At 65.2% G+C, this 20,030-nt stretch carries 6 protein-coding genes; 5 read left to right on the top strand and 1 reads right to left on the bottom strand.

The window, feature by feature from the left end:
* Nucleotides 1-106: 106 nt before the first annotated feature.
* The 5 genes from alaC to ACVWY1_RS14230 all read left to right on the top strand — a co-directional run bounded on the left by alaC (nt 107) and on the right by ACVWY1_RS14230 (nt 18,426).
* Entirely contained in the window at nt 107-1,315 is a 1,209-nt protein-coding gene (gene alaC / locus ACVWY1_RS14250; RefSeq protein WP_457378422.1) for an alanine transaminase, read from the top strand.
* Nucleotides 1,316-1,547: 232 nt separating this feature from the next.
* Nucleotides 1,548-1,931 carry a YkgJ family cysteine cluster protein gene (locus tag ACVWY1_RS14245; RefSeq protein ID WP_038707396.1) on the top strand — a complete coding sequence of 128 codons (384 nt, stop codon included), beginning with the start codon at nt 1,548-1,550 and terminating at the stop codon, nt 1,929-1,931.
* 369 nt (nt 1,932-2,300) lie between these two features.
* Nucleotides 2,301-17,507 (top strand): autotransporter-associated beta strand repeat-containing protein, encoded by a 15,207-nt coding sequence (locus tag ACVWY1_RS14240; RefSeq protein WP_457378446.1) that lies wholly within the window; start codon nt 2,301-2,303, stop codon nt 17,505-17,507.
* A gap of 425 nt (nt 17,508-17,932) precedes the next feature.
* Nucleotides 17,933-18,178 carry a hypothetical protein gene (locus ACVWY1_RS14235; RefSeq protein ID WP_457378421.1) on the top strand — a complete coding sequence of 82 codons (246 nt, stop codon included), beginning with the start codon at nt 17,933-17,935 and terminating at the stop codon, nt 18,176-18,178.
* Nucleotides 18,175-18,426: a DUF3077 domain-containing protein gene (locus tag ACVWY1_RS14230; RefSeq protein ID WP_457378420.1), complete on the top strand. Its 252-nt coding sequence runs from the start codon at nt 18,175-18,177 to the stop codon at nt 18,424-18,426. The genes ACVWY1_RS14235 and ACVWY1_RS14230 overlap by 4 nt, the downstream gene beginning before the upstream one ends.
* A 103-nt stretch (nt 18,427-18,529) precedes the next feature.
* Here ACVWY1_RS14230 and ACVWY1_RS14225 read toward each other — a convergent pair whose 3' ends face one another.
* Entirely contained in the window at nt 18,530-19,849 is a 1,320-nt protein-coding gene (locus ACVWY1_RS14225; protein ID WP_457378419.1) for a hypothetical protein, read from the bottom strand.
* Between the last annotated feature and the right edge of the window lie 181 nt (nt 19,850-20,030).

The following is a 20,030-nucleotide window of genomic DNA, read 5'->3' as shown; positions in this document are numbered from 1 at the left end:
ATTATCCTTTACTAAGTGATAGTGGCGGGATTATGTTGTTTGTCGGTCGCCGCAGCGGCCAGCGTCGCTCGGACGGTTCCGGGCGCTTACGTCTCTTGAGGAACACATGGCCAACCCAGGTTCGCCGCGCCGCTTTGCGCGCATCGATCGTCTCCCCCCTTACGTCTTCAACATTACTGCCGAGCTCAAGATGGCCGCTCGCCGCCGTGGCGAGGACATCATCGACCTGAGCATGGGCAACCCCGATGGCGCCACCCCGCCGCACATCGTCGAGAAGCTGGTGCAGGTTGCCCAGCGCGAAGATACTCATGGCTATTCCACCTCCCGTGGTATCCCGCGACTGCGCCGCGCCATCTCCAACTGGTACAAGGAACGCTACGAGGTCGACATCGATCCGGAGAGCGAAGCCATTGTCACCATCGGCTCGAAGGAAGGCCTGGCGCACCTGATGCTCGGCACCCTAGAACACGGCGACACGGTCCTGGTGCCCAACCCCAGCTACCCGATCCACATCTACGGTGCGGTGATCGCCGGCGCCCAGGTTCGCTCGGTGCCGCTGGTGCCTGGCGTGGACTTCTTCAACGAGCTGGAGCGGGCGATCCGCGAGTCGATCCCCAAGCCGAAGATGATGATCCTCGGCTTCCCTTCCAACCCCACCGCGCAGTGCGTGGAGCTGGACTTCTTCGAACGGGTGGTGGCCCTGGCCAAGCAGTACGATGTGCTAGTGGTGCACGACCTGGCCTACGCCGACATCGTCTACGACGGCTGGAAGGCGCCTTCGATCATGCAGGTACCGGGGGCCAAGGACATCGCGGTGGAATTCTTCACCCTGTCCAAGAGCTACAACATGGCGGGCTGGCGGATTGGCTTCATGGTCGGCAATCCGGAGCTGGTCAGCGCCCTGGCACGGATCAAGAGCTACCACGACTACGGCACCTTCACCCCGCTGCAGGTGGCTGCCATCGCCGCCCTGGAAGGCGACCAGCAATGCGTGCGCGATATCGCCGAGCAGTACCGCCAGCGCCGCAACCTGCTGGTCAAGGGGCTGCACGAGTTGGGCTGGATGGTCGAGAACCCCAAGGCGTCGATGTACGTGTGGGCGAAGATCCCTGAGCAGTACGCTCACCTGGGTTCGCTGGAGTTCGCGAAGAAGCTGCTGGCCGAGGCCAAGGTCTGTGTGTCGCCGGGGATCGGCTTTGGTGACTACGGCGATGATCATGTGCGTTTTGCCCTGATCGAGAACCAGGACCGTATCCGCCAGGCTATTCGCGGGATCCGCCAGATGTTCCGCGCCGATGGTTTGACCAGCAAGTAAACAGGTCCGACCTCATCGCCGGCAAGCCGGCTCCCACAGGATGGCACCGGACCTTGTGGGTGCCGGCTTGCCGGCGATGGGCCGATACAGGCGATATCGATCATGACTTTCAGATCGCCGATCAGCGGCGATCTTTTTTTGCATTCCCCCTCTTCTCAGCCGCCCGCGCCTGGATTACAAATAGCGCCGCGGGCGCCCGCCCCGATAACAACAACCTCCCTCCCTGGTCATCATGTCCGAACAGAACCCTTGCCTGACCTGCGGCGCCTGCTGCGGCTACTTTCGTGTGTCTTTCTTCTGGGGTGAGTGCCAGTCCGCCGGTGGCCTGGTGCCCGACGACCTGGTTGTGCAGATCAACCCGACCCGCGTCGCCATGATTGGCACCGACGCCAAGCCCTGCCGTTGCGTCAGTCTCGGTGGCGAGATCGGCACGCAGGTGGCGTGCTCCATCTATGAGAACCGCTCCAGCCCCTGCCGCGAGTTTGAGGCGTCGTGGGAGAACGGCGTGCACAATCCGAGCTGTGACGACGCTCGGGCAGCCTATGGCCTGCCACCGCTGACGCCGCCGGGCGCCAACGAGCCGCATTGGCCGGATGACGGGGCGGAGGTCGCCTGAACCTGCTCGGGTCAAGCCTGCTCGTCGCGGAGCAGGCACTACCGTTCGTCGGTTGGATCCAATGAATGCGTCGCTGAAACCCGCGAAACACGTGCCGCCTCGACAAAGTATTAACACCATTTGACCGGCTTCGACGCCAAACCGCCCGCCCCTGAGCGGCTACACATTCCTTCAAAGGATATTCGTAGCCATAGATCAGGTGTTTCGGCCGTCGCGTGTGTCACTGCTCTTGCCCAACCCGCTGTGCACGCTTTCAAGGACTGAATCGCCTGATCCACGAAGGAGCTCTCCGTGGACAGTCGCGCCGCCCCCCGTTCGCCCGCCCGTTTCTCCCAACTGTCGCTGGCCGTCAGCCTGGCCGTGACTGCCATGGCCTTTGGTCTGCACGGTGAACAGGCGCTGGCCGCCTGCAGCCTGGCCGGTTCCACGGTGACCTGCAGCGGCGCGGCCAACCCGCTCGCGCCGAGCTATTCCAACAGTGGCAGCGGCCTCACCGTCAACGTCAACACCGGTGCCTCGCTGGGCGTGCTGCTGGGCGTGGGCGGCACCGCGCTGTCGCTTACCGGCAACAACATCACGTTGAACAACTCCGGTACCGTCAACCCGTCGTTGCTGGGGATCCTGAGCATCCAGTCCACCGGCGCCGTGATCGGCAACACCAGCACTGCCAGTACCATCAACATCACCAACAATGCCACGGGTGTGATTCGAGGAACCGGGGCGGTGCTGGGCGCGAGCCTGTTGAACCTTACCGGCATGGCAATGGACGTGCGTAACGCTGCCGGCGGCGTCACTACCATCAACAACGCCGGCAGCATCGGCTCCACGGCATTGGCCAGTCTGACGATAATCAGCGAGGACACCCCGGTCATCGCCGTGAGCGGGGGCGGAACAGTAAACTTCACCAACACCGGCACCGTGCTGGGTCGCACGGCATTTCAGGCGTCCGCAGCCGGCAACACCTTCACCAACGCCGGGAGCCTGACCGGTAGCCTGTCCATGGGCGCCGGCAGTACCAACCGCTTCAACGCCATTACCGGCTCCAGCCTCAGCGCGGGGGCGGGTGTCGGTGTGTCGCTGTTGGTCACCAGTAACCCCAACCTGGGCTTCGCGCCTGCTGGCGTGGTCGACGGCGGTGCTGGCGGCACCAACACCCTGGCGTTGCAGAACGCCATCGGCGGCGGCAGCGGCACCACGGGCAGCGGCACCATCAACGCCTCGAACTACATCAACTTCAACCGCCTGATCGTCGACAGCGGTACCTGGTCGCTGATCGGGCAATTGCTCAACGGCACCACCCAGACCACCCTCAACGGTGGCTTGCTCAACTTCGACAACGCCAGCGCCTTCGGCACCGGTGGCATCACAGTGAACGGCGGTGGTCTCGCGGGCACGGTGGCAGGCCTGGGTCTTAACAATGCGCTGACCTTGAATGCCGGCCTGAACGTGGGTGGCGCCACCGACATGGCCCTCAACGGCGTGGTCTCGGGTGTCGGCGGCTTGACCAAGACCGGTGCCGGGCTGCTCACCCTTGGCGCCAGCAACACCTACAGTGGCGGTACCACCCTGGCCGCTGGCGGCCTCAACCTGACCAGCGCCACGGCGCTCGGCAGCGGCGGGCTGACCGTCAGTGGCGCCGGCAGCCTGCAAGGCAGCGTGCCGCTGGTGTTGAACAATGCGGTGGCGCTGAACGCGGCCTTGACCCTGCCCGGCAGCAACGCACTGACCCTTGGCGGCGTACTCAGCGGCACCGGCTCGCTGGTCAAGAGCGGCACCGGCAGCCTGACGCTCAATGGCCTCAATACCTTCAGTGGCGGCACCTCCCTGGGCGGCGGAACGCTTACCTTGGGTAGCGACACGGCGTTGGGCAGCGGCGCCCTGACGGTGACCGCCAGCAGCATCCTGGACAGTGCCTCGGCGCTCAATCTGGGCAACGCAATCGCCCTGAGCGCAGGTACGCTCACCCTCGCTGGCAACAATGCCACCACCTTGGGTGGCATCATCAGCGGCACCGGTGCGCTGGCCAAGGCGGGCGCCGCCGACCTCACCCTCAACGGCGTAAATACCTACAGCGGCGGTACCAGCCTGGCGGGTGGCAAGCTCACCGTCGGCAACAGCAGTGCGCTGGGCACTGGCGCGCTGACCCTGGGTGGCAACGCCAGCCTCGATGCCAGCAGCGCGGTAAGCCTGGGCAACGCCATCAGCCTTGGCGCCAACACCCTGAGCCTGCTCGGCACCAGCGCCACCACCCTGGGTGGCGTGATCAGCGGTACCGGTACGCTGGTCAAGAGCGGGGCAGGGGACCTGGCGCTGAACGGCAACAACACCTTCAGCGGCGGCCTTACCCTCAATGCCAGCAAGCTCACCGTCGGCAACAGCAACGCCTTGGGCACCGGCGCACTTACCCTTGCTGGAAACGCCAGCCTGGACGCCAGCACGGCGGTAAGCCTGGGCAACGCCGTCAACCTTGGCGCCAATACCCTGAACCTGCTGGGCACCAGCAGCACCACGCTGGGCGGCGTGGTCAGCGGGACCGGCGCTCTGGTCAAGAACGGCAGCGCCGGGTTGACCCTCAACGGCAGCAACACCTTCAGCGGCGGCACGACCCTCAACAGCGGTGTCCTCACCGTGGGCAACAACAACGCCCTGGGCACCGGCGGTCTCACCTTGGGCGGTAATGCCAGCCTGGATGCCGGCGTGGCGGTGAACCTCGGCAACGCCATCGACCTGGCCGGCAACACCCTGACCTTGCCTGGTACCAGCGCAACCACCCTGGGTGGTGTGATCAGTGGCACCGGCGCGCTGGTCAAGAACGGCAGCACCAACCTGACCCTGGGTGGCGCCAATACCTTCAGCGGTGGCCTCACCCTCAACGCCGGCACCCTGACCCTGGCCAGCGCCACGGCGCTCGGTACCGGGGCCCTGACCGTGGGCGGCGCATCGACGCTGGCCAACACCGCGGCGCTGACCCTGAGCAACGCCGTCAACCTGGGCGGCAACCTGACCCTGACAGGCGCCAACAACCTCAACCTGGCCGGGACCCTCAGCGGCACCGGCGGCCTGGTCAAGAATGGCAGCGCCAGCCTGACCCTCAGCGGCAACAACACCCACAGCGGCGCCACCGCGCTCAACGCCGGCACCCTGGTGCTGGGCAGCAACACCGCGCTGGGCACCGGCGTGCTCAACACCGCGGCCAACACCAGCCTGGACACCAGTGTCGCCGGGCTGAACATCGGCAACGGCCTGAACCTGGCCGGCAACCTCAACCTGCCCGGCAGCAACGACCTGACCTTGAGTGGTGTCATCGCCGGCAGTGGCGGCCTGACCAAGGCCGGCAACACCACGCTGACCCTGACCGGTGCCAACACCAACAGCGGCTCCACCTTCCTCAACGGCGGCATCCTGGTGGTCGGCAACAACACGGCGCTCGGTACCGGCATCCTCAACACCGCCGTAGGGACTCACCTGGACGCCAGCACCGCGGTCAGCCTGGCCAACGACGTCATCGCCGCCGGCCCCCTGACCATCGACGGCACTGCCAACCTCGGGCTGAGCGGCGTGATCAGCGGCATCGGCTCGCTGGTCAAGAACGGTAACGCCAGCCTGACCCTGAGTGGCAGCAACACCTTCACCAACGGCACCCAGCTCAATGCCGGTACCTTGATTCTGGGCAGCAACACCGCACTGGGCATCGGCGGCCTGACCCTGGGCGGCAACGCCAACCTGGACACCAGTACCGCCGTCTCGGCGACCAACAGCATCAGCCTGGGCGGCAACACCTTGACCGTGCTGGGCAGCAACGCCACTGCCCTGACCGGGCAGATCAGCGGCACCGGCGCCCTGGTCAAGAGCGGCAGTGCCGGCCTGACGCTCAATGGCAACAACACCTTCAGCGGCGGCACCACCCTGAACGCCGGGCTGCTGACCCTGGGCAACAGCAATGCCCTGGGCACTGGCGGCCTGACCCTGGGCGGCAATGCCAGCCTCGACGGCAGCGGCACCCTGAACCTGGGCAATGCCATCAACCTCGCCGGCAACACCCTGACCCTGCCAGGCAGCAACACCACCACCTTGGGCGGGGTGATCAGCGGCACCGGCGCACTGGTCAAGAACGGCGCCACCAACCTGACCCTGAGCGGCGCCAATACCTTCAGCGGGGGCCTCACGCTCAATGCCGGTACCTTGACCCTGGCCAGCGCCGCCGCATTGGGGACCGGCGCGTTGACGGTCGGTGGCGCATCGACCCTCGCCAACTCGACGGCGATGACCCTGAACAACGCCGTCAACCTCGCTGCCGACCTGACCCTGCCGACCACCAGCAACCTCACCCTGGCCGGCACCCTCAGCGGCACTGGCGGCCTGGTCAAGAACGGCAGCGCCACCCTGACCCTGAGCGGCAACAACACCCACAGCGGCGCCACCACCCTCAACGCCGGCACCCTGGTGGTCGGCAGCAACACGGCACTGGGCACCGGCGCGCTCAACGCCGCCAACAACACCACGCTGGACACCAGTGCGGCCGGGCTGAACCTTGGCAACGCGCTCAACCTGGCGGGCAACTTCATCCTGCCCGGCAGCAACGATTTGACCCTGAGCGGCGTCATCGCCGGTGCCGGCGGCATCACCAAGAATGGCGGCACCACCCTGACCCTGACCGGCAACAACAGCAACAGCGGCATCACCCGCCTGAACGCCGGCACCCTGGTGGTCGGCAGCAACACTGCGCTGGGTACCGGTACCCTCAACACCCTGGCCGGTACCCACCTGGATGCCAATACGGCGGTGAGCCTGGCCAACGATGTGAACATCGCCGGCCCGTTGACCATCGATGGCAGCGCCGACCTGGGCCTGAGCGGCGTGGTCAGCGGCATCGGTTCGCTGGTCAAGAACGGCACCGCCAACCTGACCCTGAGCGGCAACAACCTCTACACCAACGGTACCCAGCTCAATGCCGGCACCCTGACCCTGGGCAGCAACACCGCGCTGGGCATCGGCGCCCTGACCGTGGGCGGCAACGCCAATCTCGACGCCAGTACCGCCGTCGCCGTGACCAACGGCATCAACCTCGGCGCCAATACCCTGACCGTACTGGGCAGCAACGCCACCACCCTCGGCGGTCTCATCAGCGGCAGCGGTGCGTTGGTCAAGAACGGCAGCGCCGTGCTGACCCTCAACGGCAACAATACCTACAGCGGCGGCACCACCCTCAATGCCGGCACCCTGGTCCTGGGCAACAACAACGCCATCGGCGGCGGCGCCCTGAGCGTGGGCGGCAATGCCAGCCTCGACTCCAGCGCCACCCTCAACCTTGGCAACGCCATCGCCCTTGGCAACGGCGCTACCCTGACCCTGCCAGGCAACAACACCACGACCTTGGGCGGCGTGATCAGCGGTGCCGGGGCCTTGACCAAGAACGGCAGCAGCAATCTGACCCTGAGCGGCGCCAACACCTTCAGCGGTGGCCTGAACCTCAATGCCGGCACCCTGACCTTGGCCAACGCCGCCGCGCTGGGCACCGGGGCATTGAACGTCGGCGGCGCCTCGACGCTGGCCAACAGCGTGGCGATGACCCTGGGCAACAACGTAAACCTCGGCGCCAACCTGACCCTCGGCGGCAGCAACAACCTGACCCTGGGCGGTGTGCTCAGTGGTACCGGCGGGTTGATCAAGAACGGCGTGTCCGACCTGACGCTCACCGGCAACAACACGTTCAGCGGCGCCATCGACCTGCTTGGCGGCAGCATCACCACGGTCGGCAACACGGCCCTGGGCAATACCTCGGCGGTCAGCGTCGGCGCCGGCACCAGCCTCAATCTCGGTGCCAGCGCCACCATCGGTGGCCTGAGCGGGGCCGGCACGGTGAACATCGCCGGCGGCGGTGACCTGACCCTGGGCGGCAACAACCTCAACAGTGTGTTCAGTGGTGCCCTGGCGGGCAGTGGCGGGCTGATCAAGACCGGTACTGGCAGCTTCGAACTGTCCGGCGTCAACGTGCTCGGCGGCAATACCACGGTCAATGCCGGCCTGCTCAACGTCACCGGCTCGCTGGCCAGTCCCAGCGTGCAGGTCAACAGCGGCGCCAGCCTCGGTGGTACCGGCAGCCTGCTGGGCGCAGTCGACATTGCCAACGGCGCGCACCTGCTGGCCAACAGCGGCGCGACCCTCAGCACTGGTGCGCTGACCCTGCACAGCGGCTCGATCCTTGACTTTGGCCTGGCATCGCCGGCCACCGGCGGCACCGCAGTGGTCAGCGTCAATGGCAATCTGACCCTGGACGGTACCCTCAACGTCACCGACCTCGGCGGCTTCGGCACCGGTATCTATCGGCTGTTCGACTACACCGGCGGGTTGGTGGACAACGGCCTGCTGATCGGCAACGTGCCGGGTGTCGTGTTGCCCGGCGACCTACAGGTGCAGACATCCATCGGCAGTCAGGTCAACCTGCTGGTCGGCGGCGCCACCGGCACCGTGCAGTTCTGGGATGGGGCGCAGAGCGTGCCCAATGGTGTGATCGACGGCGGGACCGGTACGTGGAACGGGGGGAACACCAACTGGACTGATGTCAACGGCGTGCTCAATGGCAGTTGGGCCAGCGACTTCGCGGTCTTCCAGGGCACCGCGGGCGATGTCACCGTGGTCGGCACCCAGGCCGCCACCGGCCTGCAATTCGTCACCAACGGCTATCGCCTGATCGGCGCCGGTGGCCTGGACCTGGTCAACGGCAGCAACGGCGCCTTTGCCTTGCGCGTCGATCCGGGCGTCACCGCGACCCTCAACGTTGGCCTCTCTGGCAGCGGCCAACTGGCCAAGCTCGACAGCGGCACGCTGGTGCTCAATGGGGCCAACAGCTATACCGGCGGCACCCTGTTCAATGGCGGCACGGTGGTGGTCGGCAATAACACTGCCTTCGGTACCGGCACGGTCAGCACCGCCAACGGCACTATCCTGGACAGCAATACAGCTGTCACCCTCGGCAACGCCTTCAGCCTCAGCGGTGCCCTGACTGTCGCCGGTTCCGCCGATCTGGGCCTGTCCGGCGTGGTCTCGGGGACTGGCAGCCTGACCAAGAACGGCGGTGCCAACCTGACCCTGGGCAATGCCAACACCTACAGCGGCGGCACCAGCCTGGGTGCCGGTACCCTGACCCTGGGCAACGCCCAGGCGCTGGGCACTGGGGGCCTGACCGTTACCGGCGCCTCAAGCCTGGACGCCACCGGCAACCTGGCGCTTGGCAACACCGTCGCCCTGAACGCCAACCTCACCCTGCCGGGGAGCAACGACCTCACCCTCAACGGCGCGCTCAGCGGCACCGGTGACCTGATCAAGGCTGGTGCCGGTACGCTCACCCTCAACGGCAGCAACAGCCAGCAGGGCATTACCAGCCTGAACGGTGGCACCCTTGTGGTAGGCAGCAACACTGCACTGGGCACGGGTGCCCTGAACGCAGTCGGCGGCACCACCCTCAGCAGCAATGCCAACGTCACCCTGGCCAACCAGGTCAACCTGGCCGGCAACCTGACCGTCGCCGGGGCGCAAAACCTGACCCTGGGCGGCAACGTCAGCGGCGTCGGCGGCCTGACCAAGACCGGCAGCGGCACCCTGACCCTGAACGGCACCAATGGCCATTTGGGCAACACCAATCTCAATGCCGGCACCCTGGTGCTCGGCAGCGCCAGCGCCCTCGGCCTCGGCCAGCTCAACGCGGCTGCCGGGACCACGCTGGACAGCGCCTCGGCGATCACTATCGGCAACACCGTCAACCTGGGGGGCAACCTCACCATCGCCGGCAGCAACGACCTGGGCCTGGGCGGGCTGGTCACGGGGGCCGGCAGCCTGACCAAGAACGGCGCCGGCAACCTCACCCTCAGTGGCGCCAACACCTTGATTGGCGGCGTGACCCTCAATGCCGGCACGCTTACCCTGGGCAACAACCAGGCCCTGGGTACCGGCAACCTTGTGGTCGGCGGCGCCAGCAACCTGGCCACCACGGGTGCCTTGACCCTGGCCAACCAGGTGACGCTGAACGACACTCTGGGCCTGACCGGCAACAACGACCTGACATTGAACGGCGTGATCAGCGGTACCGGCGGCCTGACCAAGACCGGTACCGGCAACCTGACCCTCGGCGCCGCCAACACCTATCAAGGCAATACCACGCTTGGTGCTGGCACCCTGACGCTGGGCAACAACACCGCGCTGGGCACGGGCAACCTGTCGGTGACCGGCAACAGCACCCTGGCCACCACCGGGGCGCTGCAACTGGCCAATGCCATCGGCCTCGGCGCCGCTGCCACATTGGCTATCAACAATGCCCAGACCCTGACCCTTGACGGTGTGATCAGCGGTGCCGGGGCGCTGAACAAGCTGGGTGCCGGGCAGCTGGTGCTCAATGGCATCAATACCTACGCCGGCGGCACCTCGCTGCAGGCTGGCAGCCTGCTGCTGGGCAATGCCGGCGCCTTGGGCAGCGGGGCCCTGACCGTCAACGGCGCCGCCGGCCTCGACGCCAGCCAGGCGCTGGTACTGGCCAATGCCGTCAACCTCGCCGGTGGCAACCTGACCCTCGGCGGCAGCCAGGCGCTGACCCTCAATGGCGTGGTCTCCGGCAACAACGGCCTGGTCAAGAACGGCGCCGCCAGCCTGACCCTCAACGGCAACAACACCTACAGCGGCGGCACTACCCTCAATGGCGGCTCCCTGGTGGTCGGCAGCAACACCGCGCTGGGTAGCGGCGACCTCAGCACCGGCGCCAACACCAGCCTCGATGCCGGCGGTGCGGGCGTCACCCTGGCCAACAACGTGCACCTGGGCGGCACCCTCAACCTGCCGGGCAGCGCCGACCTGACCCTCACCGGCGTGGTGGATGGCGTCGGCGGCCTGAACAAGGCCGGTACCAGCACCCTGATCCTCAACGGCGCCAACAGCTACCTGGGCGGCACCACCCTCGGTGCCGGCCGGCTGGTGGTCGGCAACGACAACGCGCTGGGGCAGGGCGCCCTGACCGTCGCCGGGGCCTCGACCCTGAGCAGCGGCGCCAGCACTACCCTGGCCAACAACGTCACCCTCAACGCTGGCCTGACCGTCGATGGCGGCAATGACCTGACCCTCAACGGCGTGATCAACGGCACGGCAGGCCTGACCAAGAACGGCAGCGGCAACCTGACCCTCAATGGCAACAACGGCTACCAGGGCGGTACCCAGCTCAACGCCGGGCGCCTGACCCTGGGCAGCAGCGGCGCACTGGGCACCGGCACCCTGGCGGTCACCGCCGATGCCACCCTGGCCAACAGCTCGGCCATGGCCCTGGGCAACACCGTAGCCCTGAGCAACGGCGCCAACCTGACTGTCGAAACCGCAAATGCGCTGATCCTCAGCGGCGACCTCGGCGGCAGCGGCAATCTGGTCAAGACCGGTGTCGACGACCTTACCCTGGTCGGCGTCAAGACCTTCAGCGGCAACGTGGATATCCAGGCGGGTTCCCTCACCACCCTCGGCAGCGGTGTGCTGGCCAACGTCGACACCCTCAATGTCGGCGCCAGCGGCCAGCTCAACCTTAATGGCAATGCCAGCCTTGGCAGCCTGACCGGCAGTGGCCTGGTCGATGTTGGCGTCGGCAGCGTCCTGAGCCTGGGCGGCAACAACCTCAGCAGCACCTTCGCTGGCGCCCTCAATGGCCTGGGCGGCCTGACCAAGGTCGGCAGCGGTACCCTGACCCTGACCGGTAGCAGCAACCTGGCCGACAATACCCAGGTCAACGCCGGTACCTTGAAAGTCGACGGCACCTTGGGCAGCAACCTGCTGACCGTGGCCAGCGGTGCGACCCTTACCGGCAGCGGCACCGCCAATGCCTCGGTGGTGATCGACAACGGCGGCCACCTGGCTGGGCAGAGCGGCGCGACCCTGGGCCTCGGCAGCCTGGTGCTCAACAGCGGTTCGATCGTCGATATCGGCCTCGGCTCGCCGTCCACTGGCGCCACCGCGCTGTTCAACGTCGGTGGCAACCTGACCCTCGACGGCACGCTCAATGTCAGCAGCATCGGCGGCTTCGGCAACGGTGTGTACCGCGTCTTCGACTACACCGGCGCCCTCACCGACAACGGCCTGGACTTCGGCAGCCTGCCGCTGGGCGTGGGCCTGGGCGACGTGACCTTGCAGACCGCCCTGGCCAACCAGGTCAACCTGCTGGTCAGCGCTGCGGGGCTCAATATCCAATTCTGGGATGGCAGCCAGAACGTGCCCAACGGTCAGGTAGACGGCGGTGCCGGCGTGTGGAATGCCGGCAATACCAACTGGACTGACCTCAACGGCCTGACCAACACCACTTGGGGCAGCACCTTCGCGGTGTTCCAGGGTACAGCCGGCGATGTCACCGTCGACGGCAGCCAGACGGTCAACGGCCTGCAGTTCGTCAGCGATGGCTACCGCCTGCTGGCCGGTACCGCCGGTGTGCTCGACCTGATCAACGGCGCGAGTGGCGACACCAGCGTGCGGGTCGACCCGGGTGCCACGGCGACCCTCGATGTCGGCCTTACCGGCGTTGGCAAGCTCAACAAGCTCGACAGCGGTACCCTGGTGCTCAACGGCAACAACAGCTACAGCGGCGGTACCGTGCTCAGTGGCGGCACTTTGATCGTCGGCAGCAACACGGCCCTGGGCAACGGTGCGCTTGAAACTGCGGCGGGTACCACCCTCGACAGCAACGCCTCGGTCGCGCTGGGCAATGCCATCACCCTGGCGGGGCCGTTGAACATCGCCGGTAGCAACGACCTGGCGCTGGGCGGCAACATCGGCGGCGCCGGTGGCCTGGTCAAGGCTGGCAGCGCCCGGCTGGCGCTGGCCGGCAACAACACCTATGCCGGCAACACCGCGCTCAATGGCGGCACCTTGGTGCTGGGTTCCAATACCGCGCTGGGCAGCGGCAGCCTGAATACCGTGGCCGGCACCAGCCTGGACAGCAGCCAGGCCGTGACCTTGGCCAACAGCGTCAATGCCACGGGTGACCTGACGATCCTGGGCAGCAACGACCTGACCCTCGGCGGCACCGTCGGCGGCAGCGGTCGCCTGCTCAAGGCCGGCCTCGCCCGCTTCGCGCTGATGGGCGCCAACACCTACAGCGGTGGTACCGAGCTGCAGGCCGGCACCTTGGTGGTTGGCAATGATGCCGCCCTTGGCAGCGGCGGCCTGGACGTCACCGGTAACGCCAACCTCGACAGCGCCAGTGCCGTCACCTTGGCCAATCCGGTCAATGTCAGCGGCGTGCTCAACGTGCTGGGCAGCAATGACCTGCACCTGGCCGGCGTGCTCAGCGGCGCCGGTGAACTGAACAAGAGCGGCCTGGCTGACCTGACGCTGTCGGGCAACAACACCTTCAGCGGCATCCTCAATATCCTGTCCGGCAGCCTGAGCACCGTCGGCACCACCGCCCTCGGCACCCAGAGCGAGCTGAATGTCAGCAGTGGCGCCAGCCTCAACCTCGACGGCAACACCACGCTGGGCGAAATCGGCGGTAGCGGCGCGATCCAGATCGCCGCCGGCAACAGCCTGACGGTCGAGGGCGGCGTGTTCGGCGGCAACATCAGCGGCAACGGCACCCTGAACAAACTCGGCAGCGGCACCCTGGCACTGAACAGCGCCAACAGCCATACCGGCACTACCAACGTGCAGGGCGGCGGGCTGAAGGTGGATGGCTCGCTGGCCAGCGGCACGGTCAACGTCGCCAGCGGCGCCAGCCTCAGCGGCGTCGGCAGCCTCGGTGGTTCGGTGACCGTGGCTAACGGCGGCAACCTGGCGGCCATCGGCGGCAGCACCCTGAACGCCGGCAACCTGGTGCTCGACAGCGGCGCCAACTTCAACGCTTCGCTCGGGGCACCGTCGGCTGGTGGCACCCCACTGGTCAACGTGGCCAACGACTTGACCCTGGGTGGCACCCTTAATGTCACAGACATCGGCGGCTTTGGCGCCGGCGTATACCGCCTGTTCGCCTACGGCGGCAGCCTTACCAACAATGGCATGAGCTTCGGCACCACGCCGGTACCGGTCACCGACCTGACGGTGCAGACCGCCGTCGCCAACCAGGTCAACCTGGTGGTCGGTGGCGCCAGCAACGTGTTGTTCTGGGACGGCAGCCAGACCGTGGCCAACGGCGTGATCGAGGGCGGCAGCGGCGTCTGGGATGCCACCAACACCAACTGGACCGACGCCAACGGCGTGCTCAACGGCACCTGGAACGATACCTTCGCCGTGTTCCAGGGCGCCCCCGGCACTGTCACCGTGAACGGCAGCCACAGCATCACCGGCCTGCAGTTCGTCACCGACGGCTATGTGCTCAATGCGGGGACGGCCGGTGAACTGCTGGGCAACGGCACCACCAACCTGCGGGTCGACAGCGGCGCCACCGCCACCCTCAACGTCGCCCTCAACGGCACCGGCAGCGTCGCCAAGCAAGACGGCGGCACCCTGGTGCTCAACGCTGCCAATGGCTACAGCGGCGGTACCGCCCTCAACGGCGGCACCCTGGTGCTAGGCAACGATAGCGCGCTGGGCAGTGGCGCCCTGACGGCCGCAGGCGGCACCACGCTGGACAGCAACACCTCCGTGACCTTGGCCAACAATGCCGTGCTCAACGGTGCACTGGCCATCGCCGGCAGCAACGCCCTGACCCTCAACGGCGTGGTCAGCGGTACCGGTGGGCTGATCAAGAATGGCGCTGGCCTGTTGACGCTGAACGGTGCCAACACCTACAGCGGCGGCACCCAGATCAACGCAGGCGGCGTGGTGGGCAATACCACCAGCCTGCAAGGCGCGATCCTCAACAACGCAGCCCTGACCTTCGAGCAGAACGCCAATGGCAGCTACACCGGCAACCTCACCGGTACTGGCACCCTGACCAAGAACGGCACTGGCGAACTGTTGCTGACCGGCATCAATGGCCTGACCGGCGCGACCCAGGTCAACGCCGGCAGCCTGCTGGTCAATGGCCGCCTCGACAGTGCCACCGTGCAGGTCGCCACCGGCGCCCGCCTGGGCGGCAGCGGTACCTACGGCGGTGCTGTGCAGATCGCCAATGGCGCCACCCTGGCTGCCGGCCAGAGCGCCACGCCGCTCACCGTCGGCAGCCTCGACCTGGCGTCGGGTAGCGCCCTGGACTTCAGCCTCGGCGCCCCAGCGGCCTCCACCACCGTGGTCAAGGTCAACGGCAACCTGGTGCTGGACGGCACGCTGAACATTACCGATGCCGGTGGCTTCGGTACCGGTGTCTACCAACTGTTCAGCTACGGCGGCACGCTCACCGACAACGGCCTGGTGTTCGGTGCCATTCCGGGCAGCGTGGTCCTGGGTGACCTGAGCCTGCAGACCGCTATCGCCAACCAGATCAACCTGGTGGTGCAGAACTACGGCGAAGAGCTGCAGTTCTGGAATGGCGGCAAGACCAACCCCGATGGCAGCATCGGCGGCGGCAGTGGTACCTGGGGGCCGAACACCGGTTGGACCAACGCCAGCGGCACCAGCAACGAAGGTTGGAGTGGTGGCTACGCGGTCTTCGGCGGTACTCCGGGCACCGTCACCGTGGTGGGCAACCAGTCGTTCGAGGGCTTGCAGTTCCTCAGCAACGGCTATCAGGTCGTTCCGGGTGCTGGGGGTAGCCTGATGCCGGTCAACGGTAGCGATGGCAGCTTGGCGCCGGTGCGTGTCAACGCTGGCGGCACCGCCACCGTCAGCGTGCCGCTGGTCGGTACCGGCGGCATCGAGAAACTCGACGCTGGCACTCTGATCCTCTCGGGTGCCAACACCTACAGCGGCGGCACTACCGTGAGCGGCGGTACCCTGGTCGGCAACACCACCAGCCTGCAGGGCCACATCCTCAACAACGCCAACCTGGTCTTTGCCCAAGGCAGCAATGGCACCTTCAATGGCACCCTCAGCGGTACGGGCACCACCACCAAACAGGGCGGCGGTACCTTGCTGCTGACCGGCAACCAACCATTCAGCGGCGCCTTCAACGTCAACCAGGGCGTGCTCCAGGTAGGCGATGCCGCCAATCCGGGCAGCAACCTCGCAGCCCAGGTCACGGTGGCCAACGGCGCCGCGCTGACCGGCAACGGCACCGTCGCCGGGCTGACCAACAACGGCACCGTGCTGCCAGGGCCTGCCGGCAACCTCAACGTGTCGGGCAACTTCACCAACGGCGCCACCGGCACCCTGGTGATCGACCTCGGCACCTCGCCGGTGAACTACCTGAATGTGGGCGGCACCGCCAACCTCGGCGGCAGCCTGATGGTCGCCAACCTGGCCAGTGGCAACGGCCAGTACACCGTGGTCAGTGCGGCGGGCGGGGTGAATGGCACCTTCGCCACCACCAATCTGGCCAACTCGGCGTTCCTCAACAGCTCCTTGGACTACGGCGCCAACCAGGTGACCCTGTCGGTCAGCCGCAACGGCAACTCCTTCGCCGATGTCGCCGCCACTGGCAACCAGCGTGGCGTGGCCACCGCGCTGGCCAGTGCCGGGGCGCCGGCCGAACTGGTCAGCAACCTGCTGCCGCTGGACCGCCAGGGCGCCCAGGCGGCGTTCGACAGCCTGTCCGGCGAGATCCACGCCAGCACCGCGACCGTGCTGATCGAGGACTCGCGCTACGTCCGCGACGCGGTCAATGACCGCCTGCGCCAGGCCGACTGCACCCACCAGGACGACCCGCGTCGCACCCTGGCGCCGACCGCCAACCAGCAACTGACCAGCGAAGGCTGCCAGGGCCAGGCCGTGGGCTGGATCCGCGCCATCGGCGGCTGGGGCACCTACGACGGCAGCAGCAGCCATGCCAGCGTCGACCGCGACCTGTCGGGCTTCATGCTCGGTGTGGACCGCGCGCTGGACGATGAGTGGAAAGTGGGCGCCGCCGCCGGCTACACCCGCTCGAGCATCGACGCGCACCGTCGCCGCTCGGACGCCACGGTGGACAGCTACCACCTGACCACCTACCTCGGTTACCAGCTCGATGCCTTCGCCGCTCGCCTGGGCGTGGCCTACAGCTGGCACGACATCGACACCAAGCGCGATGTCACCGTGGGCAGCTATGACGACCGCCTCAAGGCCAAGTACAAGGCGCGCAGCGCCCAGGTGTTCGGTGAGGTGGGTTACGCCATCGATGCCGGCGGCATTGCGCTGGAGCCGTTCGCCGGGCTGGCTTATGTCAACTATGACAGTGACACCGCCCATGAGAAGGGCGGGGCAGGGCGGCTGGAGGGCAAGGTCGACCAGGATGTGACCTTCTCTACCCTGGGCGTGCGGGCTGGCAAGCGCATCCTGCTCGACAACGGCAGCACTATCACGCCGCGGTTGTCGGTGGGCTGGCGCCATGCCTTCGGCGACGACAAGCCCGATGCCGATCTGCGCTTCATCGGTGGCGGCGACGGTTTCAGCACCGAGGGTGTGCCGATTGCCAAGGACGCGGCGGTGGTCGAGGCCGGGGTGGACCTGTCGGTGGGCGCGAGCGGCAAGCTCGGGGTCGGCTACTCCGGGCAGCTGTCCAGCGAGAACCGCGACCATGGCGTGGTGGTGAGCTTCAGCATGGGGTTCTGAGGTAGCTAGCAGGGCCGTCGTGTGGCCCATCGCGGGGCAAGCCCGCTCCCACGATCAAGTCTCGTGGGGGCGGGCTTGCCCCGCGATACGTTTCTGCATGCGTAAGATTTTTCCGAAATTGAAACCAAATCCTTCAGTCAGTCAGCGCTTCGGACCTATCCTACGCGCCTGCCGGAAGGCTCTGAATTGGCCGGGAAATACATCAGGGGTACCGTCACTGGGTCGTCACATTTGGCGACCGGGTGTGAGAAGCCCGTTGTGTGAACCATGTCGATTTCGTCAATGGCGGTCGTGCGCGTGCAGGCTTTGGCCTGACCGTGGATTCATGGTTACACACGGGCTTCTCACCATGCGTACGACTGCCACCCTAATCTGTGAGAAGGATCGAGGTGGTTGTTCCTGAATTTCAATTTCGAGGAGTAACCATGAAAAAACTTGTACCCGACCCACCCTATCCAATCCCCTTCGTCACCATCATCAGCGACCTCGACCCCGAGGAAGCCATGGCCCACGCCAACAAGCTGATGCACACCCTCAGCGACACCGTCCACGCCTACACCGTCTGCCAGCGCGACACGCGCCTCGACGTGATGATGGACAGCGTCGAAATCCTCGGGCAACTGGTCATCGCGCTGGTCCGCCACGCCCGGGCCAAGGGGGCGCCGGTATGAGCGACGAGCAAAAGCCCGGCCCGACCCAGGGCAGGACCACCTGCCTCGAAATCTTCTGTATCCAGCCCGGTATCCCGTTCGATCACGCCTTCAGCGACCTGTCGGTGCTGCTCGGCTGCGTGGCGCATTTCACCACCGAAGCGGAAATGGAAGGGGATCTCATGGCCGGCAGTGCCGCACGGATTCTCAGTGGGCTGGCCAAGGGGCTGATTGATGATATGGAACTGGGTCTGAATCGCGGCAAGTGAAAGATGCCCTTGTCGAGGCAGAGTGTCAGCCGTCGACAGGGGCACTTCAGAAATGGCAGAGCACTTGCGGATTGTACCTGACGATATCAAGCGTCCCCTGATTTTATGCTTGGAAAATCACACCGGGCGAGTACTGTCTTGAAGTATCTCCATTCTGAAGAATGGAGTAACTACCGCAGACGGCTCTACCTTTATCCGCTGTCAGCCAGTCCTTAGGGATGGATACATAGTAATATTTCCCATCACGGGCTATCGTAAGCTTTTCTTGTCTTGACTCGCTACCCACTGCATGCCAATAGACCTGAACCCTACTGCCTGCGCTAATGCCATGGTAAGACAAATTATATCTGGGGGCGGTGTCTGCGAATGACAGGTAGACTGGCGGTGCCACAGTTGTGCCGTGACCAATTATCTGTACATTCAGTGGAAGTGAGGTCCACGTCTTTTCATTGTTCTCATCTATCGGGCGGCTGACATGGTAATGAACGATTGCAGTCGTGCTCCGGGGGGCTATGAAAACACCAAAGGGTATCTCAAATGCCTGGTCTTCCAGTCTTTTGGATTCTTCTTGCGATGAGCGATAGTACAGGTGTGGCAGCTCTATAGATATCGCTATCTTGTCTCCCTTCATGCCCGTGTATTTTGGCACGATTATCTTGATGGGGTCGTCTGGCGGTGGATTGAGTTTGCCTTCAAGTTCGGGTGGAATTATTCCGTAATCCACGCTTAATACCAAAGTAGGTGAGGTTTCTTCGTTTACAACGTAGGTGAGTGTCAGCGTGCCGCCGGCGATCGTTTCGATCAGCCCCTTGGCAAGGGTGAACACGGTATCATCTGGTCCCGCTTTTTTAGCCGGTGGTTCAAGTTCGATCGGCGTTCCATCACCATTGGTTGCGATGACTTTAAGCTGGATTAGATCACCTTTCACGATAGGCGCTACTGTCTTGATCAGTACTGTCGCCCCGTCTTCGTTTACCCGGTCCGGACTCAATGCTGAACCAATGGCTTCTGTGATTTCAGGGGCTTTGAGTTCTGGTTCTGGTTCGGGTGTGACAGGTGTACCATCGATTACAGTGATGTTCAGTGAAGGGGACTTGAGGTCAGGTGCGATTTCATAATCAATTACTGCGCTCCCGCCCACTGCAGCCTTGGCGAGGTCATTTTCCAGTTCAATCTTGAGACCGTTGAAGATATCAGGCCATTGTACGATATGCTTTTTGTATTCGGGATCTAGCTCATCTCCGTCAGTGGTGGTGCCCAGCCATGTCAGTTTCAGTTCTTTGTCGACGGCGTCGGAGGGTAGGTCTCTAATGATGGTATTGAAATTTTTGCCGTTCAGGTCGTACCAGTTTAACTTTTCGTTGGGCGCTTCCTCTATCTCAGGTTTTTCCAGAGATTGGGGGGTGTTTTTTTCAATAGACATGGCCGTTTCCAAGTAGGATAGTGCGGTTCAATGATTGCCTACGTCGCGCAGGTGTATGTAAATCTGACTGTGCCCGCACGTCCCTACATGTAACATAGTCCCTTATGTCTGCCACCTGGTAGAAATGCTAGGTCAGGCACCGGTTATGAAATCTGCTTCGCAGGAGGATATTCAATGTTAC

The organism is Pseudomonas sp. TE6288 (genome assembly GCF_054062095.1).
The sequence above is the reverse complement of the archived record's forward strand: the minus strand, read 5'-3'. Positions and strand labels throughout refer to the sequence as shown.